The organism is Micromonospora sp. AKA38 (assembly GCF_027925725.1).
GTDB lineage: Bacteria > Actinomycetota > Actinomycetes > Mycobacteriales > Micromonosporaceae > Micromonospora.
Map to the genome: position 1 here is coordinate 56,992 of NZ_BNEI01000007.1, position 25,746 is coordinate 82,737.

Genomic DNA, 25,746 nt, shown 5'->3' on the forward strand with positions numbered 1-25,746 from the left:
ACCGGCCGGAGTCGTGTCGATCGACCGGCCCGGCCTCGTAGAGTGTGAGACTGATCGGACGAGGCACCGGAACGGAGGTGAGGTTCGTGAGCGCAGCTCCGTGGGAGCCGCCGAGGTCACACATTGGTCTGTGGACCGAGACCGACTACCTCGCGTTGGACCACGGCCTCGACCGCATCGAGCTGCTCGACGGGAGCCTGATCGTGACCCCTGCCCCGAGCAAGAGGCACCAGTTGGTGTCCTGGAACCTGGTGGACAGCCTGCGCCGGGCTGCCCGCCCGCTCGGATTGTTGGTGTTCGAGGCGGTGAACCTACGGCTCGGCGTCAATCGCATGGTCATCCCCGACGTGGTCGTCGCCGACACGGACGACGAAGGCACCGTGGTCGAGGCCGGCGAGGTCAGGCTGGTGTGTGAAGTCGTCTCGCCCGGCAACGCCGCCGCCGACCGGCTGGTCAAGATGCAGCTCTACGCGATCGCCCGCATTCCGTGGTACCTGCTGGTCGAGCAGGACGGTGACAGCCACTCGCTGCGGCTGCACCGGCTCGACGGGGAGCACTATGTCGAGGACGCGGTGGCGAAGGCCGGCGAGACACTGACGGTCACCGAGCCGTTTCGCTGGGCGATTGACCCGAGCGTGCTCCGCTGACCTGAACTCGCGCGCCACCAGGGACGACGATACTCGTCGATGAAAATTTCCTTGCTTCCTATTGCGATGCAGGGCAGTTATCTCCAAAGATGGGCGTCAATCAGTTGACGTCCTCTGGAGGCAAACCATGGCCCGTACCAGACTCTCCGTACGCCGGCTCCTCGCCGCCGGCCTGGCCGTCGCCGCCACCGCGGCCGCGGCCCTCGTGGCGACCGCCGGACCGGCCGCCGCGGCGACCACGCCCGGCATCGACGTCTCCCGCTACCAGGGCACCATCAACTGGACCAGCGTGCGGAACTCGGGCATCCAGTTCGCCTTCATCAAGGCCACCGAGGGCACCACCTACAAGGACCCGAACTTCAACACGAACTACGTGAACGCCTACAACGCCGGCGTGATCCGCGGGGCGTACCACTTCGCCCGGCCGAACATCTCCGCCGGCTCCACCCAGGCCGGCTACCTGGCCAGCAACGGTGGCGCCTGGTCCGCCGACAGCCGGACGCTGCCCGCCGCGCTGGACATCGAGGCCAACCCGTACAGCGGCGGCTACTGCTACGGCCTGAGCACCACCGGCATGCGCAACTGGATCCAGGACTTCCTCAACACCTACCGCTCCCGCACCGGCCGGTACGCGGTCATCTACACCACCACGAGCTGGTGGAACCAGTGCACCGGCAGCTGGACCGGGCCGTGGGCCAACCACCCGCTGTGGCTCGCCCGCTGGGCCAGCTCGGCCGGCACGCTGCCGGCCGGCGCCCCGGTCTGGAGCTTCTGGCAGTACACCAGCACCGGAAGCGTCTCCGGCATCAGTGGCAACGTCGACCGCAACTACTGGAACGGCGACCGCACCCGGCTGATCGCGCTGGCCAACAACACCTGACGGACGTGCACGGAGCGGGACCGCCCCGAACCGGGGCGGTCCCGCTGTCGTCGTACCGTCTGATCGAAGCTCAGGCCCGGCGGCGCGAGGCGACCGGCACGGGCACCGCGGCAGGCCGACGGGTCCAGCGCCACGCCGCGACCCCGGCGACGGTCAGGGTGAGCACCCCGAGGACCGCGACCGGCGCGGACAGGCCGGCGGTGATCAGGAGCAGGACGGCGTCGCCGAGCGCGACCAGCATCCACAGTGCCAGCCGGGGGCCGGTGTCCCTGCGTCGGTAACCCATGTCGCACCTCCTTCGTCGTCGGGGTATTCATACCCCCGACTACGGAAAGTCATGCGAACAAGTTTCGCGGGCGCGGGAATCGCCGGGTCAGTTCTTCCGGTCCGGCACGAAACCCTTGGTGATCACGTCGAAGGCGGCCAGGTTGGCCTGCCAGTCCTTCGCCGGAACCTCCCAGCGCAGCGCGTAGCCCCGGTTGCTGGCCGTGGCCACGCCCCGGTTACGCACGTGGAAACGGGTGCCGTTGTCGCGCGTCTCCAGCCAGTCCCAGTCGGCGCAGGTGCGGTAGTAGCCCTTGCACGGGACGATGTCGACAAGCTCGTAGTTGTTGACCCGCGAACGCCGGTACGGCTCCTGCTCCCGCCAGTCGGCGAGCGCGTCCTTCTCCGGCCGGTCCGTCCACTGCATGAACAGCACCCGGCGGGCGCCGCCCACCTCGTAGAGCACGACCTGGTTGTTGCCGGGCCGGGCCTGCCAGCCGTTCGGGATCGGCACCTTGAAGCCGTTCGAGCCGGTGTAGTAGCGCCAGCCGGCCGGCAGCACGAACCCGGTCGGCGACGGGCTGGCCGACGGGCTCGGGCTGGTCGACGGGCTGGCCGACGGCGCGCTCGCACTCGGTGAGGCGCTGGCGCTCGGCGCGGGCGGGACCGCCGATGCCACCGAGGAACCGGTGGTCGGTCGGCCGCCGTCACCCCCGTCGTCGTCGCCGTTGTTCAACAGCGGCACGGCCACCGCCAGGCCGACCAGCAGCACCAGAACCAACGCGCCGAGCAGCAGGTTGCGCCGGTTCGGCGCCGCCTTGACGCCCGGCAGCACGGTCGCCCGACCGGTCGACGACACCGGGCCACCCGCCGCCGGGCTGACCGGCGCGGATCCGCCCGGAGCCGGGCTGACCGGCGCCGGGGCCGGACGTTGCGCGGGCGCGGCGGCGACCGGCTCACCGTCGAGCCGGGTCTCGTCGAGCGCCGGGTCGGCGTCGTCCACCCGGGTCTCGTCGACCGGCGGATCGGCGTCGAGCTTCGTCGTCGGATCGGCGACCGGCGGCGTCACCTTCGCGGTCGGTCCGGCGTCCGAGGTGGACGCCGGCACCTTCGCGGTCGGCTCGGCGACCGCCCCACTCGCGGCGGCGGCCACCCCGGACGCCGAGGTGGAAGCGCGTTCGACCTGGTCGTCGGCGGGGCGCGGCGCGGGCACCAGCGGGGGTCGCGGCGCGCGCGGACCGTTCGGCCCCGGCCGGCGTACGCCGTCCAGCAGCGAGATGCCCTTGGCCCGCCGGCCGCCGACCTTGCGCAGCATGCGCTCCGCCACCTCGGCGGTGATCCGCTCGTCCGGATCCTTGCGCAGCAGGCCCTGGAGCACCGGCTTGAGCGGCCCGGCGTTGCGCGGCGGCGGCATCGGCTCGGTGGCGAGCGCGGCCAGCGTGGCGATCGCCGACGGGCGAGCGTACGGCGACTTGCCCTCGACGGCGGCGTAGAGCGTGGCGCCCAGCGACCACAGGTCGGCCTCCGGACCGGCGGTGCCGTCCCGCGCCCGCTCCGGGGAGATGTACGCCGGGGAGCCGAGCACCATGCCGGTGCGGGTCACGTTCGGGTCGCCCGGAATGGTGGCCAGGCCGAAGTCGGTGAGCACCACCCGACCGTCCTCGCCGAGCAGCACGTTGCCCGGCTTCACGTCGCGGTGCATGATGCCGGCCTTGTGCGCGGCCTTCAACGCGCCCAGCACGCCGAGACCGATCTCGACCGCCTTGGCCACCGAGACCGGGCCGTCCTCGGCGATCGTGTCCTGCAACGACTTCGAGGCGACGTACTCCATGACGATCCACGGGTCGCCGTCGGTGCGCAGCACGTCGAAGATGCGGACCACGTTGACGTTGTTGAGCCGGGCGATCGCGCGCGCCTCACGCAGCGAGCGTTCCCGCATCTCACGGCGCTCGTCCGGGGTGAGACCCGGCGGCGGGACCAGCTCCTTGATGGCGACGTCGCGGTGCAGCACCTCGTCCCGCGCCTTCCAGACGCGGCCCATGCCGCCCTGACCGAGCGGCGTGATGAGCCGGTATCGGTCAGCGACGAGTTGGGGAAGCGCGTTCGACATCGCAGAAACGGTACCCGGCCGGTCCGACGCGCACACCGCCGGCACGCCACTCTACGACGAAGGTCGAGTTCGCGACGCGTACCCTTGGGTCATGTCTGCCGAAGAGCCGATGTTCCGGGTCGTCCGCGGCGTGCCCACCGCCGAGGAACTGGCCGCCCTGGTCGGCGCGGTCATGGTGCGCACCCGCCCGGTCACGGCCCCCGCGCCGGCCGCCCTCTCGCACTGGACGCGCAGCGCCCGTCCGGCCGGCGCGACGCCGGTCGCCGGCCCCGGCGCGTGGCGCAGCTCCGGCCTTCCCCGCTGAAACCTTCCCCGCGTACGCGAGCGGTGCCGGGACTGCCAGGATCAGCGTGGAGCTACTAACCTCACTCTGGGAAACCGTTCGGTGACGGGCAGGGAGGTCCGATGATCCCGGAGGACAACCAGCCAGCCGGCTGGCTGCGCGGCTACGGCGGCATCGAGGCCGATATCCGACAGATGCGCGAGTTCGCCGACCGGCTACAGGACGAGGTCACGCGCAACTACTCGCCCCGCCTCTCCTACATCGCCGACGACATGAAGGCCCCGGTGCCCAACCCGGCCGATGCCTTCATCGAGCTGGTGCAGTTCCTCCAGGCCCACCACGAGACGCAGAAGGCCGCGGTCAGCGCCGTGTGGGACCTGGCACCCGCCACCGGCCGGCTCGCCGAGGCAGCCGGCCGGATCGCCGCCCGCTACGACGACTCCGACGCCTTCTCCTCCGCCCGGGTCGCCGACGTCGAACGGGCGCTCACCGGCCCCACCACCGCCGCCGGGGCGCGCCCCACCCCGCCACTCACCGACCCCACCGGCCCCGATCAGGGGCGGGTGGTCCTGCCGTGATCGAACGGGGCGGCGGTCGCACCTCCGGGCTCACCGACTGGCGACTGATGGACGTGCTCAGCATGTGGGCGTGCCTCCAGGACCAGGACACCGCCGGTCAGTGGAAACAGGTCGCCGGCTGGCGCAAGGTGTGCGACCTGGCGCTGGCCCACCTCGGCCGGCTCCGGGAATACCGGCGCGGTCTCGCCGAGGCGTGGCCACCCGAGACCAACGCCGCCGCCCAGGCGTACGTCGGCGAACTCGACCAGCTCATCGACCGGGTCCAGCGCACCCACGACGCCGCCGCCGCGAACTACGACGCGCTCGCCGCCGCCGCGCGCGCCATCGGCAGCGCCCGCAGCGAACTTCGACCGCTGTACGACGAGTTCGCCACCAAACTGCGGCAGAAGCAGGCGTACGAGGCGACGATCGCCGACCCGAAGGCGGTTGCCGGAAGCCGACTGCCGGAGCGGCCCCCGGTGACCGACGACGACCTGGAGCAGTTGAACGTACGGGCACGCGGGTTGATGACGGGGTTGAGCGGAGAACTCCAACTGGCCCAGGTCATGCTCCAGCGGCCGCCGGCCGTACCTAGGCCAGGAATTGAAACAAACAATCCCGATGTTTATGGATCAACGGGGGCAGCGCCCATAATTCCGCCGATAATGCCAATGCCCATGGATCAGGTTGGCAAAAATCCAACTGCGGCCGGAGTCGCCAACGTGGGGAAAAATCCGATATCCGTTCCAACTGCGCTCGGCGTTGGACCGATCCTTGGTGGCGCTGGACCACTAGTGACATCTCCACCTCCGACACAACCATCGGCGTCGAGTGGGGGAGCAAACCCGACTCCGTCAGGCGGCGGTCTCCTGCCGCCGATCGAGCCCGGCTTAGGCCAGTCACACACCGCGCTCGAAAAGCGACTTGGCCTGCCGGGCGGCCGGTCAACCTCAGGGGGCAACCCACACACTGCATCGCCGCGCCCCTTGCCGCCCGGCGGCATGATTGGCCAACCTCCAGGAATGGGATCAGGTCAGGCACCCCACAGGGGATCTACCCCACGTCGGATAAATCCTGTTGGCGGCGTGATTGGTGGCGGCGGTGCCGGCACCACTCCGAGCGGATCCGCGGGATCCCGTCCGGGGATCGGACGGGGTCTAGCAATGGGACCTCAGGGCGGGTCACCGCTCACCGGTTTTCCTAACTCCAGCGGTCGACCACGCCAGCAGGAATTACAGGGGCCCGCGCAGGCTTGGGATCCAGACCATCCATGGGAAACCAGGGAGGGAGTTAGCCCAATCGTTCTCCCTCCAGAGGAGGAAGGCCCGATCGACCCCGGCCCAGCGATCGGACACACCCGTTGAGTGAATCCAAATGCGAATTGGCTTGATAGCTTTTACCACAGTTCTAATCTCGACCCACCTGTCACTGACACATCCCGTCACCGCCTCACCTGACCCAGCCGTTCAGATTCGGAAGGATCAGTGGCATCTTGGCTTTCTGAACGTTGACTCAGCGCACCGGATCAGCCGAGGCGCTGGAGTGCTGGTTGGAGTTCCCGACACAGGAGTCGATCCACATCCCGACCTTGCAAGGAATGTAACAAAGGGCAAGGATTTAATCGCCGGAAGCGGCGACGGACAGCGAGACCAAAACAGCCATGGAACGGCCATGGCCGGCCTAATTGCTGCCCACGGCTCCGACGACGATGGCGGAGCGATGGGTATAGCGCCGGATGCCAAAATTCTCCCGATTGTTTCTTCAACTTCAGATAACTACGGAGATGCCGACACGCTCGCCGAAGCAATAAATTACGCCATCACACGGCATGTCGACGTTATTAGCATCTCCAGCGCAGGCGTAACGAGCGAGCAATTGGTGCAAGCAGTTGACAATGCCCTGGCCGCAGATATCGTAGTCGTTGCCGGGGTCGGAAATCACCCTGAAGCTGCCAGCGTGGGCTACCCGGCCGCCCAGGAAGGCGTGATTGCGGTCGGCGGCGTCGATCGCCGGGGACAACATGCCGCAATTTCTGTCAGTGGACCAGAAGTGGACGTCGTAGCTCCTGCTGTCGACATCTACAGCACCAGCTTTGGCGGCAAGTACTCGAAGGGCACGGGAACTTCCAGCGCCACCGCGATTGTTGCCGGCGCTGCTGCTCTGATCCGCTCCAAATATCCCCACCTCCCCGCTGAGGAGGTCGCGCACCGCCTTACCGCGACCGCTGTCGACAAGGGGCCGCCCGGTCGCGACGACCAGTACGGGTACGGGGTGATCGACCTGGTCGCGGCACTCACCGCCGACGTACCCCCGCTCGGTTTCGAGTCCACCGGGGTGACCGCCCCGGCACCGACGGCAGCCGCGCCCGGGGCCGGCCATGACGACGGCACGTTCCGGGGCCTCGCGACCCTCGGGGTGCTGCTGGCCGCTGGCGGCGGCTATCTGGTCTGGCGGCGTCGTCGACGTGCCGACGACCCACCACCGAGGGAGAGCCGGTAGCGTCGGCGGGGTGTCGACCTCCGCGCCGCTGCGCCTCGTACTCGCCTCGCAGAGTCCTGCCCGCCGCAAGCTGCTCCAGGCCGCCGGGATCGAGCCCGATGTGCTGGTCAGCGGCGTCGACGAGTCGCAGGTCATCAGTGACCGGGCTGAGGAGTTGTGCCTCGAACTGGCCCGGCTGAAGGCGCAGGCCGTGCTCGGCCGGCTGCGTTCCGTCCCGGGCGAGCGCACGCTGGTGCTCGGCTGTGACTCGGTGCTCGCGTTCGACGGCGAGATCCTCGGCAAGCCGGCGGACACGGCCGACGCCACCGGGCGGTGGCAGCGGATGCGCGGGCGCAGCGGCGTGCTGCACACCGGGCACTGTCTGATCGACGTGGCAGCCGGGGCCCGCGCGGAGGCGGTCGCCTCGACCACGGTGCACTTCGCCGACATCAGCGACGAGGAGATCGTGGCGTACGTGGCGACGGGCGAGCCGCTGGCGGTGGCCGGGGCGTTCACCATCGACGGGCTGGGCGGCGCGTTCCTGACCGGCATCGAGGGTGATCCGGGCACGGTGGTGGGGCTGTCCCTGCCACTGTTGCGCCAGCTTCTCGGCGAGTTGGGGCTGAGCGTCGTCGACCTGTGGACGAAGGTCGCGCCAGGCGGCCAGGAGATCGAACATCTCGGCTAACGTCCGGGCATGAGCACGAAGCCGTTGCCGCTGACCACGGAGCTGTACGCCTACCTGGTGGCCCACGGGTCCGCGCCCGACGAGATCGCCCGGGACCTGGCCGAGGAGACCCGGGCGGCCCTGCCGGCCGAGGCGGGCATGCGGGTCGCGCCGGAGCACGTGGCGGTCCTGACGTTCCTGGCCCGGCTGGTCGGCGTGCGGCAGGCCGTGGCGGTGGGCGCCTGCACCTGGTTGCCCGCGCTGGCGATCGCCCGTGGGTTGGCCGACGGCGGCCGATTGGCCTGCTTCGACACCTTCGAGGGGGACACCGGGGTGGCCCGCCGCCACTGGGCGCGGGCCGGCGTCGAGGAGCGGATCGACCTGCTTACCGGGCCGGTCGCGGACCGGCTGCGTGAGCTGCCCCGGGAGCGGTACCTCGACTTCGCGTTCCTCGGCGCGGACGCGGCCGAAAACGCGGTCCACTGGGACGAGCTGGTGCCCCGGATGTGTCCCGGCGGGGTGATCACGGTCGACCGCACGCTCCGCGCCGGCCGGGTGCTCGCTCCGCGTGACGCGGACGACCGGGCGGTCGCCGCCTTCAACGACGAGGTCGTCGCGGACGCCCGCGTCGAGGTGGTCATGCTGCCGATCGCCGACGGGGTAACCCTCGCCCGGGTGCGCTGAGCGGGGGCAGGGCGCGGCCCAGGCGGACGGTCAGCAGCACGGCCGCCGCGATGAAGCATGGCAGCATCAGGAAGGCCGGGTGCGGTCCGACGCCGTCGGCCACCCAGCCGAGCGCGACCGGCGCGATCCCGAAACCCACCGCCATCGAGTACGACGACCAGCCCGCCGCCCGGTCGGCGGCCGGGCCGGCCACCGCCAGCGCGATGGAGATCGCCAGCGGGTAGTGCAGGGCGTTGCCCAAGCCGAGCACGATCAGGCCGGTGACCGCCAGCCAGCCGATCGGGCTGGCCCAGAACAGCGCGAACCCGGCGAGCGACACGGTGAACGCGCCGAGCAGCAGCGGCACCGGTGGCCAGCGCAGCGCCGCCCGTCCCCCGGCGACCCGCCCGGCGAACATGCCGCAGACGATCGCCGCGACGGCCGCCGACGCGCCGCCGGCACTCAGCCCGGCGTGGGTACGCAGCACATCGGCGGTCCAGAGCGACAGGCAGACCTCGATCGAGCCGGTGACCGCCATCAACACCCAGGCGATCCAGTACGCGCGCGGCAACCGTCCCGACGCCGCCGGCCCGTCGGCGTCGGCAGCCCGGAGGGAGGCTGGTCGAGCGGGGCGGCGACCCGCGCCGAGCTCGGCCGGCCCTCCAGCGGGAACGACGGCCGGCCCCGTGGCAGGGACGGCCCCAGCGGGAACGACGGCCGGCCCCGTGGCAGGGACGGCCCCAGCGGGGACGGCGGTCGGTGCCGCGGCAGGAACGACGGCCGGCCCCGCGGCGGGGACGACGGCCGGCGCCCCGACGGGGACGGCGGCAGCCGCGGTAGCGGGGGAGCGCTTCGGCAGGCGTACCCGGAAGGTCAGGGCGGTGAGCGCGACCAGCGTGATCAGCCCGACCTCGACGGCGGTCACGGGTCGCCAGCCGAGGCCGGCGTCGACGGTGGCGCCGATGGTCAGCGGGGCCAGGATGCCCATGCCGGCGCAGACTGCGTTGGCCTCGGTGAGCGCGGCCGGGGCGGCCGGGCCGTGCCGGGCGGTGAGCACCACGTTGACGCCGCTGATCACCATCATGCCGAAGGTGGCGACGACCGCGACGGCGGCGATGGTGGCGGGCGGCGGGTGGAGCACGCCGAGCGCGGCGACGCCGGCGGCCACGCCGGCGAGGCCGAGCCAGACGGCCGGGCCGCGGCCGTAGCGGCGGGCGACCGGGGCGAAGAGCGCGCCGCCGGCCAGCGCGCCGACCGCGATGCCGGTGCTGTGCAGGCCGGCCACCGCGGCGCTGGTGCCCTGCTCGTCGCGGAGCAGCGGTACGACAGGGCCGAACCCGTAGAGGAAGAAGCCCCAGAGGCCGAGCTGGGCGTAGGCCAGCCAGGTGGTGCGGTCACGGGTGAGGCGGGGCACCGGCCCGACGCTACGCGCGCGTGACCGGTACCCCGCCAGCAGTGAGAGGCAGCTCTCGCTGCGGTGTGAGAAGGGGCCCCACCTCTACCGGAAGCGTTAACAGGGGGCCCGGCCTTTCACCGGACGCTGCGGGCGAACTGGCGGGCGGCCCAGACGACCCCGGCGACGGCGAGCACGGCGATGATGCTGAGCCCCTGCCAGACCTTGTCGTTGCCCAGGTCGCCGGCGAACAGGGCGCGGGTGCCGTCGACCGCCCAGGAGAACGGGTTCCACTTGGCGACGCCCTGCAACCAGCCGGGGGCGAAGGTGAGCGGCAGCAGGATGCCGGAGAGCAGCAGCACCGGTTGCGCGACGGTGTTCATCAGCGGGGCGAGCGCGTCCTCGCTCTTGACCTTGAGCGCGACGCCGTAGGAGACGGCCGAGGTCATCAACGCGATGAGGGCGAGCATCAGGTACGCCAGGAGCAGGTAGCCGATGAAGACGCGCAGGTCGAACAGGACCGCCAGCAGCGTGATGATGACGGCCTGCGCGATCAGCGAGACCACGTCGCGCAGGGCACGGCCGAGCAGCAGGGCGAGCCGGCTGACCGGGGTGACGCGGGAGCGTTCGATGACGCCGGCGCGCAGCTCGGCGATCAGGCCGAAGCCCTGGAACAGGCCGCCGAAGATGGCCAGCAGGACCAGCAGGCCGGGCACGAAGATCTTGTACGCGGCGGCCTGGGTGGGCGCGTTCAGGGCCGGCTTGAGCAGCGGGGCGAAGAGCAGCAGGTACATCACCGGCTGGAAGACTCCGACGAAGACCCAGACCGGGTTGCGGAGCAGCAGTTGGGCCTGGCGCTGGAAGATCAACCAGGTGTCGCGGGCGAGTTTCATGACAGGCTTCTCCGGGGGTCAGGACTCGCGCAGCGAGCGGCCGGTCTTGGTGAGGAAGACGTCGTCGAGGCTGGGTCGGTGCAGCTCGATCGAGCGCAGCTCCAGCCCGGCGTGGTCGAGGCGGCGCAGCACCTGCGGGATGGCGACGGCGCCCTCGTCGACGTAGAGGCGCAGGCCGCCCTCGTCGACGGTCTCCAGCTTGGTCACGTACGCCTCGGTGTCGAGCAGATCGGCGGCCTGCGGGGTGCTGGCGGCGTCCAGTCCGACGATGACCACCTCGCCGGAGATCTCCCGCTTCAGCTCGGCCGGGGTGCCCTCCGCGACGATCTCGCCGTGATCCATGATCGCGATCCGGTCGCAGAGCGCGTCGGCCTCGTCCAGGTAGTGCGTGGTGATGAAGACGGTCATCCCCTCGGTACGCAGCCGGCGGATCTCGTCCCACATGTGGGCACGGCTCTGCGGGTCGAGGCCGGTGGTCGGCTCGTCCAGGAAGACGATCTTCGGTTCGTGGATGATGCCGAGCGCGATCTCGACGCGCCGGCGCTGGCCGCCGGAGTAGGTCTTGCACTTGCGGTCGGCGTACTCGCTGAGTTGGAACGCGTCCAGCGCGCGGGCGGCGCGTCGGTGCGCGTCGGCCTTGGTGATGCCGTACAGGCGGGCCTGGAGCACCAACTCCTCGCGGGCGCTGGACTCGTCCCAGGTGCTGCCGCCCTGGGGCACGTAGCCGATTCGGCGGCGCACCCCGGACGGGTCCTTGCGCAGGTCGGCGCCGGCGATGGTGGCCTGGCCGCCGTCCGGCTCGATGAGGGTGGCGAGCATCCGCAGCGTGGTGGTCTTGCCGGCGCCGTTGGGCCCGAGGAAGCCGAAGATCTCCCCCTCGGCGACGTCGAGGTTGACGCCGCGGACCGCGTCCACGGTTTTCGTCTCGCGACCCGCGCGGGAGCGGAACGACTTCCGCAGCCCCCTGGTCTCGATCATTTCTGCTCCTGGTCGTCCGGGCCGGGGGCACCCGGCCACCGGTCAGCGGTTCGCGTCGAGGCTAACGCGATATAGCTCTTGTGGTCAACTTTGATTATTTCGTGTCACCGTCCGTCCAGCCGGACCAGCCCTCGGCCCGTTCCATCCCCTCCGGCAGGTACGACACCCCGGACTCGATCCGCTCCGCGATCCGCTCGCACCAGGCCATCTCCGCCTCCGCCCGGGCCAGCCACAGCTCGAACATCCAGCCCACGTGCACCGGCTTGCGGGCCCGTACCCAGTCCGAGTCCAGCGAGGCCCGCATCGACTCCACCCCGGCGCGCAGCAGGTTGGCCCGGTTGCGCAGCGCCGCCGCCGCCTCCTCGCGCGGCAGCGCCGGCAGGAACGAGAACGCCACCGCGAACGGGTCCGGCGACTCGTGGAGCTGCCACCACTGTGCCCGCAACAGCGTCTCGAACTCGTCCTCGCCCTTCGCCGTCACCTCGTACGTGGTGCGGGCCGGACGCGCGCCCACCTGCTCGACCGAGACGGTCCGCAGCAGCCCCTCGTCGGTGAGCTTGCGCAACGCGTGGTAGATCGACCCGGGCTGTACGTTGGCCCATTTGTCCGCACTCCAACTGAGCAGTTCGCGGCGCACGTCGTAGCCGTGCACCGGCTGCATCCACCTGACCAGGCCCAGAATCATCATCCGCGTCGCCGACACCGGACAAGCGTAATAACCAAGTTTGACTACAGTGCGGCATCCCACACTGAGCGATCGTTAGGGCCGGCACCTCGGCCGATACACTCCCGGCATCGACCTCCCGGGAGGAGCCCCCAAGGTGCGCAAGGTTCTCATCGCCAACCGCGGCGAGATCGCCGTCCGCGTCATCCGCGCCTGCCGTGACGCCGGTCTGGCCAGCGTCGCCGTCTACGCGGACTCCGACCGGGACGCCCTGCACGCCACGCTCGCCGACGAGGCGTACGCCCTCGGGGGCGACACCGCCGCGGACAGCTACCTGCGCATCGACAAGCTGATCGACGTGGCCGCCCGGGCCGGCGCGGACGCGGTGCACCCCGGCTACGGCTTCCTCTCCGAGAACGCCGACTTCGCCCAGGCCGTCCTCGACGCCGGGCTGACCTGGATCGGCCCCACCCCGCAGGCGATCCGCGACCTGGGTGACAAGGTGACCGCCCGGCACATCGCGCAGCGCGCCGGCGCGCCGCTGGTGCCCGGCACGCCGGACCCGGTGGCCGGCGCCGACGAGGTGACCGCGTTCGCCACCGAGCACGGCCTGCCGGTCGCGATCAAGGCGGCGTTCGGCGGCGGCGGCCGGGGCCTCAAGGTGGCCCGCACGCTGGAGGAGATCCCGCACCTGTTCGAGTCCGCCACCCGCGAGGCGGTCGCCGCGTTCGGCCGGGGCGAGTGCTTCGTCGAGCGCTACCTGGACCAGCCCCGCCACGTCGAGGCGCAGGTGCTCGCCGACCAGCACGGCAACGTGATCGTCGTCGGCACCCGGGACTGCTCCCTCCAGCGCCGGCACCAGAAGCTGGTCGAGGAGGCGCCCGCGCCGTTCCTCACCGACGCGCAGCGCGCCCAGATCCACGACAGCGCCAAGGCGATCTGCCGGGAGGCCGGCTACCACGGCGCCGGCACGGTGGAATACCTGGTCGGCGGGGACGGCACCATCTCCTTCCTGGAGGTCAACACCCGGCTCCAGGTCGAGCACCCGGTGACCGAGGAGACCGCCGGCATCGACCTGGTGCGTGAGCAGTTCCGCATCGCCGACGGCGAGAAGCTGCGCCTCACCGAGGACCCGACGCCGCGCGGGCACGCCATCGAGTTCCGCATCAACGGCGAGGACCCGGGCCGCAACTTCCTGCCCGCGCCGGGCACCGTGACCGCGCTGCGGCTGCCCAGCGGCCCCGGCGTGCGGGTGGACACCGGCATCTCGGCCGGCGACGTGATCGGCGGCAACTTCGACTCGCTGCTGGCCAAGGTGATCATCGTCGGCGAGACGCGTACCGAGGCACTGGAGCGGGCCCGCCGGGCGCTCGACGAGATGGTCGTCGACGGCATGGCCACCGCGCTGCCGTTCCACCGCCTGGTGGTCCGGGACGAGGCGTTCACCAGCGAGCCGTTCACCGTGCACACCCGGTGGATCGAGACCGAGTTCGACAACACCGTGCCGGCCTTCACCGCTGTCGCCGGCGCCGCCGAGGCTCCGGCCGAGCGCGAGACCGTCGTGGTCGAGGTGGGCGGCAAGCGGCTGGAGGTCGTCCTCCCCGCCGGCCTCGGCGCGGGTACGGCGACCGCCGCTCCCGCCGCCCGCAAGCCGGCCCGCCGTGGTGGCGGCGGCAAGGCGGGCGCCGCGGTCGGCGGGGACACGCTCGCCTCTCCGATGCAGGGCACCATCGTCAAGATCGCCGTCGCGGACGGCGACACGGTCGCCGAGGGTGACCTCGTCGTCGTGCTGGAGGCGATGAAGATGGAGCAGCCGCTGCACGCGCACAAGGCCGGCACGGTGAGCGGCCTCGCGGCCGAGGTGGGCGCCGTGATCACCGCGGGCGCCCCCATCTGCACCATCGAGGGTTAAGGAAGGGCACCTTCCTAACGCCTGCGGTGGAGAAGGGGGCCCTTCTCACCGCGCGGGGCCGGGTGGTCTGGGCCACCACCGGCGGCGGGACCCGCCGGGAGCGGGAATGATGTTCGGGTGAGGTTCCTCCATGGCGCGGTTCCCGCGCACGATCTGACCTACAACGACGTCTTCATGGCGCCCAACCGTTCGGAGGTGGGCTCCCGGCTCGACGTCGACCTGTCCTCCGGCGACGGCACCGGCACCACCGTCCCGCTCGTGGTGTCGAACATGACCGCGGTGGCCGGCCGGCGGATGGCCGAGACCGTCGCCCGGCGGGGTGCGGTCGCGGTGATCCCGCAGGACATCCCGATCGAGGTCGTCGCCAACGTGGTCGGCTGGGTCAAGCGGCGGCACCTGGTGCACGACACGGCGATCACGCTCGGCCCGACCGACACCGTGGGCGACGCCATCCACCTGCTGCCCAAGCGCGCGCACGGCGCGGTGGTCGTGGTCGACACCGACGGCCGACCGGTGGGCGTGGTGACCGAGGCGGACACCGTGGGGGTGGACCGCTTCGCCCAGCTCCGGCACGTGATGTCCACCGAGCTGCACACCGTGCCGGCGGACGCGGACCCGCGTACCGGATTCGAACGGCTCTCGGCGGGCCGGCGGCGGCTCGCGCCGGTGGTGGACGCCGAGGGCCGCCTGGTCGGCGTGCTGACCCGCGCGGGCGCGCTGCGGGCGACGCTGTACCGACCGGCGGTCGACGACCGGGGCCGGCTGCGCATCGCGGCGGCGGTGGGCATCAACGGCGACGTCACCGGCAAGGCCGCCGCGCTGCTGGAGGCCGGGGTGGACACGCTGGTCGTGGACACCGCGCACGGCCACCAGGAGCGGATGATGCAGGCGCTGCGGGCGGTCCGCAAGCTCGACCCGGCCGTCCCGGTGGCGGCCGGCAACGTGGTCACCGCCGACGGGGTACGCGACCTGGTCGAGGCCGGCGCCGACATCGTGAAGGTGGGCGTCGGGCCGGGCGCGATGTGCACCACCCGGATGATGACCGGGGTGGGCCGACCGCAGTTCTCCGCGGTGCTCGACTGCGCGGCGGCGGCCCGTGCGCTGGGGCGGCACGTCTGGGCCGACGGCGGCGTCCGTCACCCGCGCGACGTGGCGCTGGCGCTGGCCGCCGGCGCCTCGAACGTGATGGTCGGTTCCTGGTTCGCCGGCACCTACGAGTCCCCCGGCGACCTCTACACCGACGCGGACGGCCGGCGTTACAAGGAGAGCTTCGGCATGGCCTCGTCCCGGGCGGTGAGCGCGCGGACCGCCGAGGACAGCATGTTCGACCGGGCCCGGAAGGCGATCTTCGAGGAGGGCATCTCCTCGGCCCGGATGTACCTCGACCCGAACCGGCCGGGCGTCGAGGACCTGATCGACGAGATCGTCTCCGGGGTACGCAGCGCGTTCACCTACGCCGGCGCGCGGACGCTCGACGAGTTCCACGAGCGGGCGCTGGTCGGGGTGCAGAGCACCGCCGGCTACACCGAGGGGATGCCGCTGCCGACGAGCTGGTGACGGCTCAGCGGAACAGCCGGCCGACCACCGTACGGGCGGCCGGCTCGGGGTCGGCGCCGACCCGGTCGGGCAGGGCGCCGGCCAGCCACAGCTCGGCGAAGCCGTGCGCGATCGACCAGGCGGCCAGCGCGTCCACGTCCGGCTCCCGGCCGGTGTGCCGGGACACCCCGCCGCGCAGCAGCTCCCCGGTCCGCTGCCGGGCCGCCAGCAGGTCCGGGTCGTCGGCCCGGTAGAGGTCCGGACGGAACATCACCTCGAAGTGCGCGCGGTGTCGGACCGCGAAGACGACGTACGCGACGCCGCTCTCCCGGAAGTCGTCGCCCGCACCCCGCAGCGCATCGCCGAGCAGGTCGAAGCCCTGCGTGGCGAGCGCGGTGAGCAGTCCCGCCTTGTCACCGAAGTGGTGCGTGGGCGCCGCGTGCGAGACGCCGGCCCGGCGGGCGAGGTCGCGCAGGCTCAGCGCGGCCGGGCCGGATTCGGTGATCGCCTCGACCGCGGCGGCGAGCAGCGCGCGGCGCAGGTCCCCGTGGTGGTAGGCGCGGGAGGACGTCATGCCCCCACCATAACTTGTCATTGACAAGATGCCGACGGTGGCGGCAATCTTGTCGCTGACAAGATTGCTCGTCGGAGGGATCACCAGTGGCACCCCTGATCGCACTTCTCGCCGGCACCGCCACGGCCCGGATCGCCGGCCTGCTCGGCGTGGACGCGCTCGACGGCTGGCATCCCGCGCTGCGGGTCGGGCTGGCGCTGATGTTCCTGCTGACCGGCGCGGCCCACTTCGCGTCCCGCCGGGCGGACCTGATCGCCATGGTGCCGCCGGCGCTGCCCCGGCCCGGCCTGCTGGTCACGCTCACCGGCGTACTGGAGCTCGTCGGCGCGCTCGCCCTGCTCGTGCCGGCCACCGCGCGCGGGGCGGCGGCCGGCCTGGCGCTGCTGATGCTGGCCATGTTCCCGGCCAACGTCTCGGCCGCCCGCCGCCGGCTGACGCTCGGCGGACGGCCGGTCACCCCGCTCGCCGCCCGCACGGCGCTCCAGGTCGTGTTCGTGGCCGCCGCGCTGGCGATCGCGCTGGGCGGCTGACCGCCCGGGCCCGCGTTCGGCTCAGACCCGGGCCGGTTCCGCCCCGGTCGACGGGGCGTCCCCGGTGGCATCGGCGCGGACGCTCGGCAGGCGCAGGCAGGCGAGCAGGCCGACCAGCAGGAACCCGGCCGCCGTGAAGGCCGCGTACCGGGTGGCGTCGGAGAAGGCTGCCTTCGCCTCCTCGGCCACCGGCGCGGTACGCGGATCCGCCGCCAGGCCGCTGATCGCCGCGCCGGCGCTCTCCTTCACCGCGGTCACCACCTGGTCCCGGCCGGCCGGGTCGAGGCCGGGCTGGTCGGCCAGCCGGTCGCCGAGCAGCCCGCCCAGGCCGGCGAAGAGCACGGTGCCGAGCACCGCGATGCCGAGCGCCGACCCGACCTGCCGGGCAGTGCTCTGCAACCCGGAGCCCTGCCCGCTGCGCCGGACCGGCACCTCGGCCAGCGAGACGCCGGTGAGTTGCGCGGTGGCCAGGCCGACGCCGACGCCGTAGACGAAGAGGAACGCCACCGGGGCCCACCAGCGGGTGTCCGGCGCGACCACGAGGCCGAGCCCGGCGACGCCGACCAGCTCGGCGGCGACGCCGAGCTGGACCACCCGGGCCGCGCCCCAGCGCTGGGTCAGTGGCGCGCCGATGCCGCTGGCCAGGAAGCTGCCGACGGCGAGCGGCAGCAGCGCCAGGCCGGCCCGGAAGGCGCTGTAGCCGAGCACGTTCTGGAACCACAGCGGCAGCGCGAAGAGCAGGCCGAACTCGCCCAGGCTCACGATCGCGGCGGCCAGGATGCCGTTGCGGAAGGACCCGATGCCGAACAACGACAGGTCGAGCAGCGCGGGTCGGCCGGCCCGGTTGCGGCGGATCTGCTGGGCCAGGAAGACGCCGAGCGCGGCCAGCCCGGCGAGCGCGGCCACCGGCACCGGCGAGATCGAGGCGGTCCAGTCCAGGCCGAACAGGGTGAACGGGCGCTCCCGCTCCCACCAGCCGTAGGTGCGACCCTCGATGAGCGCGAACACCACGCCGGTCATGCCGACCACGGAGAGCAGCGCGCCGAGCAGGTCGACGCCGCGTTCGGCGCGGTCGTCGCGGGACTCCGCGACCAGCAGCAGGGTGCCCACGATCACGGCGAGGCTGACCGGGACGTTGATGCCGAACGCCCACCGCCAGGAGTACGTGGTGGTGAGCCAGCCGCCGAGCAACGGCCCGAGCGCCGCCGCGCCGCCGATGGTGGAGCCCCAGACCGCGAACGCGATGCCCCGTTCCCGGCCGGTGAAGTTGGCGTTGAGCAGGGAGAGCGAGGTGGGCAGCATCATCGCGCCGCCGATGCCCTGGAGCACCCGGGCGGCGATCAGCGTCTCGCCGGAGTCGGCGAACGCGGCCAGCACGCTGGCCACCACGAAGACGCCGACCCCGATGACGAACATCCGCCGCCGCCCGGACCGGTCGGCGAAGCGGCCGGCGACCAGCAGCAACGACGCGAAGACCAGGGTGTACGCCTCCTGGACCCACTGCGCGTCGGTGGAGGTGATGTCCAGGTCCCGGATGATCTGCGGCACCGCGACGTTCACGATGGTGGCGTCCACGATGATCATCGCCACGCCGAGGCTGATGGCGAGCAGTCCCAGCCAGCGTCCGCGCCCCTCGGTGCGCATGGCACCCCTCCCCTTTAGCTAGATTTTCTAGCTACCCGAGATGCTAGCTTTAACCCATGGAGGGGGTGCCGTCAACCGGGGGAACCGGACCGGCCGGGCGCACCGGCCCGCCGCCGAGCAGTGAAGCGGCCCGCGCCCTGCGCGAGATGCTGCGGGTCGCCGGGGACACCCGGGCCGCGCTGGCCCGCCGCCTCGGCATCGGCGCGACCGACGCCGCGGCCATCGACCACCTGATCTCCAGCCCCGAGCCGCTGGGCCCGGTCGAGTTGGGCAACCGGCTCGGCATCCGGTCCGCATCCGCCACCACGCTTGTCGACCGACTGGTCCGGGCCGGGCACGTCGCCCGCGCCCCGCACCCGTACGATCGCCGGCGGTTGAGCCTCCAGGTGACCGAACACGCGGTCGGCGAGGTGCTGGAGGCGCTGCGCCCGATGCTGGTCGGCGTGGACCGGGCGGTCGCCCGGCTCACCCCGGAGCAGGCCGAGGCCACCGCGGCGTTCCTGCGCGAGGTCGCGGACGTGATGCGCGACTACGTCGCCACCGCGCCGGACGAGCCGGGGCCGGCCCGGCCACCCCGTGACGGACGCGACTGAGGCAATTCTCAGTAATTAGTTTGGGGCCTGATGATTCGGGCGCTAATCTGGCGGCCGTGAACATGGGACCGCTCGTCCGCTTCCCCGACGCGTTGCAGCACGCGCCGCTCGGCCGGCTCATCTCCATCGCCGGCCACGTCGTCGAGCAGCACTGGGGGCGCTACCTGGCCGAGCACCACGGCCTCACCTCCGCCGGCATGCGCGTGCTGATGATCCTGCTGCGCTCCGGCGAGGCCACCCACCGGGAGATGGCCGAGCTGTGCTTCGTCCGACCGGCGACGCTCACCGGCATCGTCGACACGCTGGAGCGGGACGGCTTCGTCAGCCGGCAACGCGGTCCCGAGGACCGGCGGACCGTCCGGCTCACGCTCACCGACAAGGGGCACGAGCACGCCCGCGCCATCATCGACATGATCCACAGCGACCGCCCACTGACGTCGGTCGACGCCGACCCGGCCAAGCGCGCGATCATCCGCGAATTCCTGACCGAAATCATCACCGGCATGTCCGACGGGGACCTCCGTCGGTTGAACCGGGACAGCGAGTCCGACAGCGAGTCCGACACCGAGTCGCCAACGGGGAGACATCCGTGCTGATCCGCCTGCTCCAGACGCACCTACGCCCGTACCGACGACCACTGGCCGCCGTGGTGGCGCTCCAGTTCGTCGGCACCATGGCCTCGCTCTACCTACCCAGCCTGAACGCCGACATCATCGACCGGGGCGTGGCGCGCGGCGACACCGACCAGATCCTGCGTACCGGCGGGTGGATGTTGGTGGTCAGCCTGCTCCAGATCGCCTGCTCGATCGCCGCCGTCTACCTCGGCGCCCGCACCGCGATGGGCTTCGGGCGGGACGTCCGCGGCGCCATCTTCGGCCACGTCAACCGCTTCTCCGCCCGTGAGGTCGCCCGGTTCGGCGCGCCGTCGCTGATCACCCGCAACACCAACGACGTCCAGCAGGTGCAGATGCTGGTGCTGCTGAGCTGCACCATGCTGGTGGCGGCGCCGATCATGAGCGTCGGCGGCGTGGTGATGGCGCTGCGCGAGGACGTCGGGCTCTCCTGGCTGATGCTGGTCTGCGTGCCGGTGCTGGCCGTCGCGCTGGGCCTGATCATCCGCCGGATGGTGCCCGGCTTCCGGCTCATGCAGACCCGGATCGACACCGTCAACCGGGTGCTGCGCGAGCAGATCACCGGCATCCGGGTGGTCCGGGCCTTCGTCCGCGAGCCGTACGAGACCGACCGCTTCGCGGTGGCCAACACCGAACTGACCGCGACCGCGCTGCGCATCGGCCGACTCCAGGCGCTGATCTTCCCGATCGTGATGCTGGTGCTCAACGTGTCCAGCGTCGCGGTGCTCTGGTTCGGCGCGGCCCGGGTCGACTCCGGTGAGATCCAGGTCGGCGCGCTCACCGCGTTCCTGCAATACCTCATGCAGATCCTGATGGCGGTCATGATGGCCACCTTCATGCTGATGATGGTGCCGCGCGCCGCGGTCTGCGCCGAACGCATCCAGGAGGTGCTGGACACCGACTCATCGGTGGTGCCGGCGACCGACCCGGTCACCGAGGTCACCGGCCACGGCGAGCTGGAACTGCGCGGCGCCGGCTTCCAGTACCCGGGCGCCACCGCGCCGGTGCTGCACGACATCTCGTTCCGGGCCCGGCCGGGCCGGACCACGGCGATCATCGGGTCCACCGGCGCCGGCAAGACCACACTGCTGACGCTGATCCCCCGGCTGGTCGACCCCACCGCCGGCGTGGTGCTCGTCGACGGCGTGGACGTCCGCGAGCTGGCCCCGGACGAGCTGTGGCGCCGGATCGGGCTGGTGCCGCAACGGCCGTACCTGTTCAGCGGCACGGTGGCGAGCAACCTGCGCTACGGCAACCCGGCGGCCACCGACGCCGACCTGTGGACGGCGCTGGAGATCGCCCAGGCGCGCGACTTCGTCGAAGACATGCCGGGCGGGCTGGACGCGCCGATCGCGCAGGGCGGCACGAACGTCTCCGGCGGTCAGCGGCAACGCCTGGCCATCGCCCGCGCGCTGGTCCGCAAACCGGAGATCTACCTCTTCGACGACTCCTTCTCCGCGCTCGACCTCGGCACGGACGCCCGGCTGCGGGCCGCGCTCAAGCCGGTCACCGCGGACGCCGCGGTGGTGATCGTGGCCCAGCGGGTCTCCACGATCGTCGACGCCGACCAGATCATCGTGCTCGAGGACGGGGGTGTCGTCGGCATGGGACGACACGAGGAACTGCTGGAGAACTGCCCGACGTACGCCGAGATCGTGGCGTCCCAGCAGACCGCGGGGGTGCCGGCATGAGCGAACGCACCGAACGCACCGAACGCACCGAACGCACCGAACGCAGCGAGGGCCGTGAGGGCCGTGAGGGCATGAGCGCGGAGAAGAGCACGACCGCCCTACCCCAGCAGCAGGGGGGCGAGCCGAAGCGGCTGCCGGCGGCCGGGCGGCGGCCCGGCGGCCCGCCGCACATGAGCATGGGCATGCCGGCCGAGAAGGCGATGCGGTTCGGCCCGTCCGCGCGCCGGCTGCTGGGGCGGCTCCGGCCGCACCGGCTCCCGCTCGCCGGGGTGCTGGCCCTGGCGCTGGCCAGCGTCGGGCTCAGCGTGGTCGGGCCGAAGGTGCTCGGCCACGCCACCGACATCATCTTCAACGGGGTGATCGGCCGGCAACTGCCACCCGGCACCAGCACCGAGGCGGCGGTGGCCGCGGCCCGGGCCTCGGGCAACGGCAACTTCGCCGACATGCTGGCCCGGATGGACGTGGTGCCCGGCGCCGGCATCGACTTTTCCCGGCTGGGCCGGGTGCTGGCGTTCGCGGTCGCGCTCTACGTGGTCGCCAGCCTCCTGATGTGGGCGCAGGGCTGGGTGCTCAACGGGGTGGTGCAGCGCACCGTGCTGCGGCTGCGCGCCGACGTGGAGGACAAGCTCAACCGGCTGCCGCTGCCCTACTTCGACAAGCAGCCGCGTGGCGAGCTGCTGAGCCGGGTCACCAACGACATCGACAACATCTCGCAGACGCTCCAGCAGACGTTGAGCCAGTTGCTCACCTCGCTGCTCACCGTTGTCGGCGTACTCGGGATGATGTTCTGGATCTCGCCGCTGCTGGCGTCGGTGGCCCTGGTCGCGATCCCGCTGTCGGTGATCGTCACCGGCCAGATCGCCAAGCGGTCGCAGCGCAAGTTCATCGCCCAGTGGACCCACACCGGTGAGCTGAACGCCCAGATCGAGGAGGCGTACACCGGGCACGAGCTGGTCAAGGTGTTCGGTCGGCAGAAGGAGGTCGAGGCCGCCTTCCGGACCAAGAACGACGAGCTGTTCGCCGCCAGCTTCGGCGCGCAGTTCGTCTCCGGGATCATCATGCCGGCGATGTTCTTCATCGGGAACCTCAGCTACGTCGCGATCGCGGTGGTCGGCGGCCTGCGGGTGGCCTCCGGCGCGATGAGCCTCGGCGACGTGCAGGCGTTCATCCAGTACTCGCGGCAGTTCACCCAGCCGCTCACCCAGGTCGCGTCGATGGCCAACCTGCTCCAGTCCGGGGTGGCCTCGGCCGAGCGGGTCTTCGCGGTGCTGGACGCCGACGAGCAGACCCGCGACCCGGGCGAGCCGGGCCGGGTCGCCGACCCGCACGGCCGGGTCGAGTTCGAGCACGTCTCGTTCCGGTACGACCCGGAGAAGCCGCTGATCGACGACCTCTCCCTGGTCGCCGAGCCGGGGCACACGGTCGCCATCGTCGGTCCCACCGGCGCCGGCAAGACCACCCTGGTCAACCTGGTGATGCGCTTCTACGAGCTGGACGCCGGGCGGATCACGCTGGACGGGGTGGACATCAGCACCATGCGCCGCGACGACCTGCGTGGCCGGATCGGCATGGTGCTCCAGGACACCTGGCTCTTCGGCGGCACCATCCGGGACAACATCGCCTACGGGCGGCCGGACGCCACCGAGGAGGAGATCCTGGCCGCGGCCCGGGCCACGTTCGTGGACCGGTTCGTGCGCAGCCTGCCGGACGGCTACGACACCGTGATCGACGAGGAGGGCAGCAACGTCAGCGCCGGCGAGAAGCAGCTCATCACCATCGCGCGGGCGTTCCTGGCCGAGCCGTCGCTGCTGATCCTGGACGAGGCGACCAGCTCGGTGGACACCCGTACCGAGGTGCTGCTCCAACGCGCCATGGCGGCGCTGCGTTCCGACCGGACCAGTTTCGTCATCGCGCACCGGCTGTCCACCATCCGCGACGCCGACCTGATCCTGATGATGGAGCAGGGCCGGATCGTCGAGCAGGGCACCCACGACCAGCTCGTGGCCGCCGACGGCGCGTACGCCCGGCTCTACCGGGCGCAGTTCACCGGCGCGGTCATCTCCGACGAGGTGCCCGCGCCGGCGCCCGCCGGCCCGGCGGCCGGGATGCGTCCGGCCGGCGCGCCGGCCGGGAACTGACAGTGGACCCGGCGACAGCCCGGACACCGCGCGCCGCCCGGGTGACAGCCCGTCACCCGGGCGGCGCGGCCGGGTCAGGCCGGCGGGAGCAGGCCGGCGGACCGGCTCGCCACCACGGCGCCGATGAGGGCCAACGCGTCCGCGGCCGGCATCGGGGCCAACCCGCGCCCGTCGCGCAGGCGCAGCGACACCGCGCCGTCGGCCGCCTCCCGGGCGCCGACCACCCCGACGTACGGGACGCGCCGGCGGGACGCGTCCCGGATACGCGCGCCGAGCGAGCCACCGGCGTCGACCTCGACCCGCAGGCCGGCCGCCTCCGCCTCCCGGGCCAGCCGACCGGCCGCGTCGGCCTGCGCGTCGTCGACCGGGAGCAGGAGCAACTGCACCGGGGCGTACCAGGCCGGGAACGCGCCCTGGTGCACCTCGATCAGGTACGCGAACAGCCGCTCCATGCTGCCGACGAGGCTCCGGTGCACCATCACCGGCCGCTTCCGCCGCCCGTCCGAGTCGGTGTACGACAGGTCGAACCGCTCCGGCTTGTCGAAGTCGAGCTGCACGGTGGAGATGGTCGACTCCCGGCCGGCCGCGTCCACGATCTGGATGTCGATCTTCGGACCGTAGAACGCCGCCTCACCGGGGGCCTCGACGGCGTCCACCCCGTCGAGCGCGGCGCGGAGCAGCTCCTCGGCCCGCGCCCAGCCGGCGTCGTCGCCGACGTACCGTTGCCCCGGCCCGCGCAGCGACAGGCGGAACCCGGCCGGCCGGACGCCGAGCGCGGCGTGCGCCTCGCCGATCAGCCGCAGGATCTCCCGGATCTCGTCGCCGACCTGCTCCAGCGCGCAGAAGTTGTGCGCGTCGTTGAGCGAGATGGCGCGCACCCGGGACAGCCCGCCGAGCACGCCGGAGCGCTCCGCGCGGTACATTCCGCCCAGCTCGGCGACGCGCAGCGGCAGCTCCCGGTAGGACCGGCCGCGGGCGCGGAACACCAGCGCGTGGTGCGGGCAGAGCGCCGGGCGCAGCACGAACTCGTCGTCGGCGCTCAGCCGCATCGGCGGGAACATGTCGTCGGCGAACCAGCCCAGGTGCCCGGACCGTTCGAACAGCTCCCGCCGGCCCAGGGGCGGCGAGTAGACGTGCCGGTAGCCGGCCCGGCGTTCCAGCTCCCGCACGTACTCCTCGACGGCGTGCCGGGCGGCGGCGCCGGCCGGCAGCCAGATCGGCAGGCCGGCGCCCGCGAGCGGGTCGGAGACGAACAGTTCCAGGTCCCGGCCGAGCCTACGGTGGTCGATCATGTCGCTCTCCTTGATCGGGTACGACCCGGAGGCGAGCTGGCCCGGAACGCCGCGAGGCCCCGGAGCGGATCGCCCCGGGGCCTCGTCGACGGAAACGTCAGTGCGGCGCGCCGGGAACTCCCGGCGTCGTGGTCCTCACCGCGCTGCGCATGCGATGACCGTACGGCTGGCCGGCCGGACGGCGCGACCGCTTTTCCGGGCCGCGCCGCCGGTGGCGGGTCAGCGCTTCTCGCAGGCGACGCCGTCCTTGTCCCGGTCGAGGTGGGTGTTCTTGTTGTAGACGGTGGTGGACACCGTGAAGTTGGTGACCGGCTTGGTGGTGCCGCGCACCTTGTCCTTCGCGCCCTTCTTGCCGACGCCGTGCTTGTAGGTCTTGTTGAGCGCGGTGCAGTTCTGGTATTTGACTGCCGCCGCCTCGGCGGGACCGGCCACGGCGAGCGCGCCGCCGCCGGCCGCCAGGGTCAGGGCGAGCACGCCCCGGAGCAGGGTGGAAACCATCGAGGAGCCTCCTGTGCGGGATTGCTGAGAGCGCCCAAGATCGTATCGAGGGAGGGCGCGCAGGGAGGCGTGCTGTCGCAGGCCCGACAGCGGAGGCCGGGTGCGGGTCGCCGGCACGGGACCTGCCGGCGACCCGCGGCGGCTCGGGCGTCGGGAACGGGGGACCCGACGGCACCGGTGCCGCGTCCCGTCAACGGTACGCCGGTGTGCACGGATCCGTTGCCCCGCC

Annotated in this window: 25 protein-coding genes; 14 read left to right on the forward strand and 11 right to left on the reverse strand. The window is 72.1% G+C overall.

Translation table 11 applies throughout. From position 1 onward, the window contains the following. The first annotated feature begins 86 nt into the window (after positions 1–86). Together TPA0908_RS27435 and TPA0908_RS27440 are read left to right on the forward strand one after the other, a co-directional pair. Positions 87–647: a Uma2 family endonuclease gene (locus TPA0908_RS27435; RefSeq protein ID WP_281942869.1), complete on the forward strand. Its 561-nt coding sequence runs from the start codon at positions 87–89 to the stop codon at positions 645–647. Between the two features lie 127 nt (positions 648–774). Continuing rightward, complete coding sequence (locus TPA0908_RS27440; RefSeq protein WP_281942870.1) at positions 775–1,527, forward strand: GH25 family lysozyme; 753 nt, start codon at positions 775–777, stop codon at positions 1,525–1,527. 70 nt (positions 1,528–1,597) lie between these two features. Here the strand turns inward: TPA0908_RS27440 and TPA0908_RS27445 are convergent, their stop codons facing one another. Together TPA0908_RS27445 and TPA0908_RS27450 are read right to left on the reverse strand one after the other, a co-directional pair. Next, positions 1,598–1,813, reverse strand: a complete 216-nt coding sequence (locus TPA0908_RS27445; RefSeq protein WP_107157229.1) for a hypothetical protein — start codon at positions 1,811–1,813, stop codon at positions 1,598–1,600. Positions 1,814–1,900: 87 nt separating this feature from the next. Then, positions 1,901–3,901, reverse strand: a complete 2,001-nt coding sequence (locus TPA0908_RS27450; RefSeq protein ID WP_281942873.1) for a serine/threonine-protein kinase — start codon at positions 3,899–3,901, stop codon at positions 1,901–1,903. 91 nt (positions 3,902–3,992) lie between these two features. Here TPA0908_RS27450 and TPA0908_RS27455 point away from each other — a divergent pair, with 91 nt between their 5' ends. Both TPA0908_RS27455 and TPA0908_RS27460 read left to right on the forward strand, forming a co-directional pair. Further along, on the forward strand, positions 3,993–4,205 hold the full coding sequence (locus tag TPA0908_RS27455; protein WP_281942875.1) for an acyl-CoA carboxylase subunit epsilon: 213 nt from the start codon (positions 3,993–3,995) through the stop codon (positions 4,203–4,205). A 101-nt stretch (positions 4,206–4,306) separates the two neighbouring features. Then, positions 4,307–4,762 carry a hypothetical protein gene (locus TPA0908_RS27460; protein WP_281942877.1) on the forward strand — a complete coding sequence of 152 codons (456 nt, stop codon included), beginning with the start codon at positions 4,307–4,309 and terminating at the stop codon, positions 4,760–4,762. On the opposite strand, the gene TPA0908_RS31725 is transcribed toward TPA0908_RS27460, so the two are convergent. Continuing rightward, positions 4,738–5,295 carry a hypothetical protein gene (locus TPA0908_RS31725; RefSeq protein WP_308447850.1) on the reverse strand — a complete coding sequence of 186 codons (558 nt, stop codon included), beginning with the start codon at positions 5,293–5,295 and terminating at the stop codon, positions 4,738–4,740. The genes TPA0908_RS27460 and TPA0908_RS31725 overlap by 25 nt on opposite strands. Positions 5,296–6,115: 820 nt before the next feature. Here TPA0908_RS31725 and mycP point away from each other — a divergent pair. The 3 genes from mycP to TPA0908_RS27480 are packed head-to-tail and all read left to right on the forward strand — an operon-like array spanning position 6,116 to position 8,570. After that, positions 6,116–7,240: a type VII secretion-associated serine protease mycosin gene (mycP, locus tag TPA0908_RS27470; RefSeq protein WP_281942880.1), complete on the forward strand. Its 1,125-nt coding sequence runs from the start codon at positions 6,116–6,118 to the stop codon at positions 7,238–7,240. Between the two features lie 10 nt (positions 7,241–7,250). Beyond that, positions 7,251–7,907 carry a Maf family protein gene (locus TPA0908_RS27475; RefSeq protein WP_281942882.1) on the forward strand — a complete coding sequence of 219 codons (657 nt, stop codon included), beginning with the start codon at positions 7,251–7,253 and terminating at the stop codon, positions 7,905–7,907. Between the two features lie 9 nt (positions 7,908–7,916). Next, positions 7,917–8,570 (forward strand): O-methyltransferase, encoded by a 654-nt coding sequence (locus TPA0908_RS27480; protein WP_281942883.1) that lies wholly within the window; start codon positions 7,917–7,919, stop codon positions 8,568–8,570. Here TPA0908_RS27480 and TPA0908_RS27485 read toward each other — a convergent pair. From TPA0908_RS27485 to TPA0908_RS27500, 4 genes are all read right to left on the reverse strand, one after another. After that, positions 8,524–9,963: an MFS transporter gene (locus TPA0908_RS27485; RefSeq protein WP_281942885.1), complete on the reverse strand. Its 1,440-nt coding sequence runs from the start codon at positions 9,961–9,963 to the stop codon at positions 8,524–8,526. The genes TPA0908_RS27480 and TPA0908_RS27485 overlap by 47 nt on opposite strands. Positions 9,964–10,079: 116 nt before the next feature. Continuing rightward, positions 10,080–10,835 (reverse strand): ABC transporter permease, encoded by a 756-nt coding sequence (locus tag TPA0908_RS27490; protein WP_107157220.1) that lies wholly within the window; start codon positions 10,833–10,835, stop codon positions 10,080–10,082. A gap of 18 nt (positions 10,836–10,853) precedes the next feature. Further along, positions 10,854–11,813 (reverse strand): ATP-binding cassette domain-containing protein, encoded by a 960-nt coding sequence (locus TPA0908_RS27495; protein ID WP_281942888.1) that lies wholly within the window; start codon positions 11,811–11,813, stop codon positions 10,854–10,856. A 94-nt stretch (positions 11,814–11,907) separates the two neighbouring features. Next, the gene (locus TPA0908_RS27500; RefSeq protein WP_281943785.1) at positions 11,908–12,501 is read right to left on the reverse strand and encodes a PadR family transcriptional regulator; all 594 of its coding nucleotides are present in this window, start codon (positions 12,499–12,501) and stop codon (positions 11,908–11,910) included. 133 nt (positions 12,502–12,634) lie between these two features. Here TPA0908_RS27500 and TPA0908_RS27505 point away from each other — a divergent pair, with 133 nt between their 5' ends. Beyond that, positions 12,635–14,389, forward strand: a complete 1,755-nt coding sequence (locus tag TPA0908_RS27505; protein ID WP_281942890.1) for an acetyl/propionyl/methylcrotonyl-CoA carboxylase subunit alpha — start codon at positions 12,635–12,637, stop codon at positions 14,387–14,389. Positions 14,390–14,506: 117 nt separating this feature from the next. Continuing rightward, positions 14,507–15,946 carry a GuaB1 family IMP dehydrogenase-related protein gene (locus TPA0908_RS27510; RefSeq protein ID WP_281942892.1) on the forward strand — a complete coding sequence of 480 codons (1,440 nt, stop codon included), beginning with the start codon at positions 14,507–14,509 and terminating at the stop codon, positions 15,944–15,946. Between the two features lie 4 nt (positions 15,947–15,950). On the opposite strand, the gene TPA0908_RS27515 is transcribed toward TPA0908_RS27510, so the two are convergent. Continuing rightward, the gene (locus TPA0908_RS27515; protein ID WP_281942894.1) at positions 15,951–16,499 is read right to left on the reverse strand and encodes a TetR/AcrR family transcriptional regulator; all 549 of its coding nucleotides are present in this window, start codon (positions 16,497–16,499) and stop codon (positions 15,951–15,953) included. Positions 16,500–16,585: 86 nt separating this feature from the next. Between TPA0908_RS27515 and TPA0908_RS27520 the strand changes: the two genes are divergently transcribed. Further along, positions 16,586–17,029 (forward strand): DoxX family protein, encoded by a 444-nt coding sequence (locus tag TPA0908_RS27520; protein ID WP_281942896.1) that lies wholly within the window; start codon positions 16,586–16,588, stop codon positions 17,027–17,029. 21 nt (positions 17,030–17,050) lie between these two features. On the opposite strand, the gene TPA0908_RS27525 is transcribed toward TPA0908_RS27520, so the two are convergent. Beyond that, positions 17,051–18,673, reverse strand: a complete 1,623-nt coding sequence (locus TPA0908_RS27525) for a DHA2 family efflux MFS transporter permease subunit (RefSeq protein ID WP_281942898.1) — start codon at positions 18,671–18,673, stop codon at positions 17,051–17,053. 56 nt (positions 18,674–18,729) lie between these two features. Between TPA0908_RS27525 and TPA0908_RS27530 the strand changes: the two genes are divergently transcribed. The 4 genes from TPA0908_RS27530 (at position 18,730) to TPA0908_RS27545 (ending at position 23,727) form a co-directional block, all read left to right on the forward strand. Next, positions 18,730–19,266: a MarR family winged helix-turn-helix transcriptional regulator gene (locus TPA0908_RS27530; protein WP_281942900.1), complete on the forward strand. Its 537-nt coding sequence runs from the start codon at positions 18,730–18,732 to the stop codon at positions 19,264–19,266. A 62-nt stretch (positions 19,267–19,328) separates the two neighbouring features. Further along, positions 19,329–19,862 carry a MarR family winged helix-turn-helix transcriptional regulator gene (locus TPA0908_RS27535; RefSeq protein ID WP_281943787.1) on the forward strand — a complete coding sequence of 178 codons (534 nt, stop codon included), beginning with the start codon at positions 19,329–19,331 and terminating at the stop codon, positions 19,860–19,862. After that, complete coding sequence (locus tag TPA0908_RS27540) at positions 19,856–21,589, forward strand: ABC transporter ATP-binding protein (protein ID WP_281942902.1); 1,734 nt, start codon at positions 19,856–19,858, stop codon at positions 21,587–21,589. Before TPA0908_RS27535 ends, TPA0908_RS27540 begins: the two co-directional genes overlap by 7 nt. A 71-nt stretch (positions 21,590–21,660) precedes the next feature. Then, positions 21,661–23,727, forward strand: coding sequence for an ABC transporter ATP-binding protein (locus TPA0908_RS27545; protein WP_281943788.1), 2,067 nt, complete (start codon positions 21,661–21,663; stop codon positions 23,725–23,727). Between the two features lie 74 nt (positions 23,728–23,801). On the opposite strand, the gene thrS is transcribed toward TPA0908_RS27545, so the two are convergent. Together thrS and TPA0908_RS27555 are read right to left on the reverse strand one after the other, a co-directional pair. After that, positions 23,802–25,034, reverse strand: a complete 1,233-nt coding sequence (gene thrS, locus TPA0908_RS27550; protein ID WP_281943790.1) for a threonine--tRNA ligase — start codon at positions 25,032–25,034, stop codon at positions 23,802–23,804. Between the two features lie 204 nt (positions 25,035–25,238). Further along, complete coding sequence (locus tag TPA0908_RS27555) at positions 25,239–25,517, reverse strand: excalibur calcium-binding domain-containing protein (protein ID WP_281942903.1); 279 nt, start codon at positions 25,515–25,517, stop codon at positions 25,239–25,241. Positions 25,518–25,746: the final 229 nt, after the last annotated feature.

Excerpts from the sequence above, each read along its gene's own strand:
- mycP (WP_281942880.1), top strand. The coding sequence starts at position 6,116 with ATGCGAATTGGCTTGATAGCTTTTACCACAGTTCTAATCTCGACCCAC.
- TPA0908_RS27450 (WP_281942873.1), bottom strand. The coding sequence starts at position 3,901 with ATGTCGAACGCGCTTCCCCAACTCGTCGCTGACCGATACCGGCTCATC.
- TPA0908_RS27460 (WP_281942877.1), top strand. The coding sequence starts at position 4,307 with ATGATCCCGGAGGACAACCAGCCAGCCGGCTGGCTGCGCGGCTACGGC.
- TPA0908_RS27440 (WP_281942870.1), top strand. The coding sequence starts at position 775 with ATGGCCCGTACCAGACTCTCCGTACGCCGGCTCCTCGCCGCCGGCCTG.
- TPA0908_RS27480 (WP_281942883.1), top strand. The coding sequence starts at position 7,917 with ATGAGCACGAAGCCGTTGCCGCTGACCACGGAGCTGTACGCCTACCTG.
- TPA0908_RS27555 (WP_281942903.1), bottom strand. The coding sequence starts at position 25,517 with ATGGTTTCCACCCTGCTCCGGGGCGTGCTCGCCCTGACCCTGGCGGCC.
- TPA0908_RS27515 (WP_281942894.1), bottom strand. The coding sequence starts at position 16,499 with ATGACGTCCTCCCGCGCCTACCACCACGGGGACCTGCGCCGCGCGCTG.
- TPA0908_RS27530 (WP_281942900.1), top strand. The coding sequence starts at position 18,730 with ATGGAGGGGGTGCCGTCAACCGGGGGAACCGGACCGGCCGGGCGCACC.
- TPA0908_RS27490 (WP_107157220.1), bottom strand. The coding sequence starts at position 10,835 with ATGAAACTCGCCCGCGACACCTGGTTGATCTTCCAGCGCCAGGCCCAA.
- TPA0908_RS27455 (WP_281942875.1), top strand. The coding sequence starts at position 3,993 with ATGTCTGCCGAAGAGCCGATGTTCCGGGTCGTCCGCGGCGTGCCCACC.
- TPA0908_RS27445 (WP_107157229.1), bottom strand. The coding sequence starts at position 1,813 with ATGGGTTACCGACGCAGGGACACCGGCCCCCGGCTGGCACTGTGGATG.
- TPA0908_RS27545 (WP_281943788.1), top strand. The coding sequence starts at position 21,661 with ATGAGCGCGGAGAAGAGCACGACCGCCCTACCCCAGCAGCAGGGGGGC.
- TPA0908_RS27500 (WP_281943785.1), bottom strand. The coding sequence starts at position 12,501 with ATGATGATTCTGGGCCTGGTCAGGTGGATGCAGCCGGTGCACGGCTAC.
- TPA0908_RS27525 (WP_281942898.1), bottom strand. The coding sequence starts at position 18,673 with ATGCGCACCGAGGGGCGCGGACGCTGGCTGGGACTGCTCGCCATCAGC.
- TPA0908_RS27495 (WP_281942888.1), bottom strand. The coding sequence starts at position 11,813 with ATGATCGAGACCAGGGGGCTGCGGAAGTCGTTCCGCTCCCGCGCGGGT.
- TPA0908_RS27535 (WP_281943787.1), top strand. The coding sequence starts at position 19,329 with ATGGGACCGCTCGTCCGCTTCCCCGACGCGTTGCAGCACGCGCCGCTC.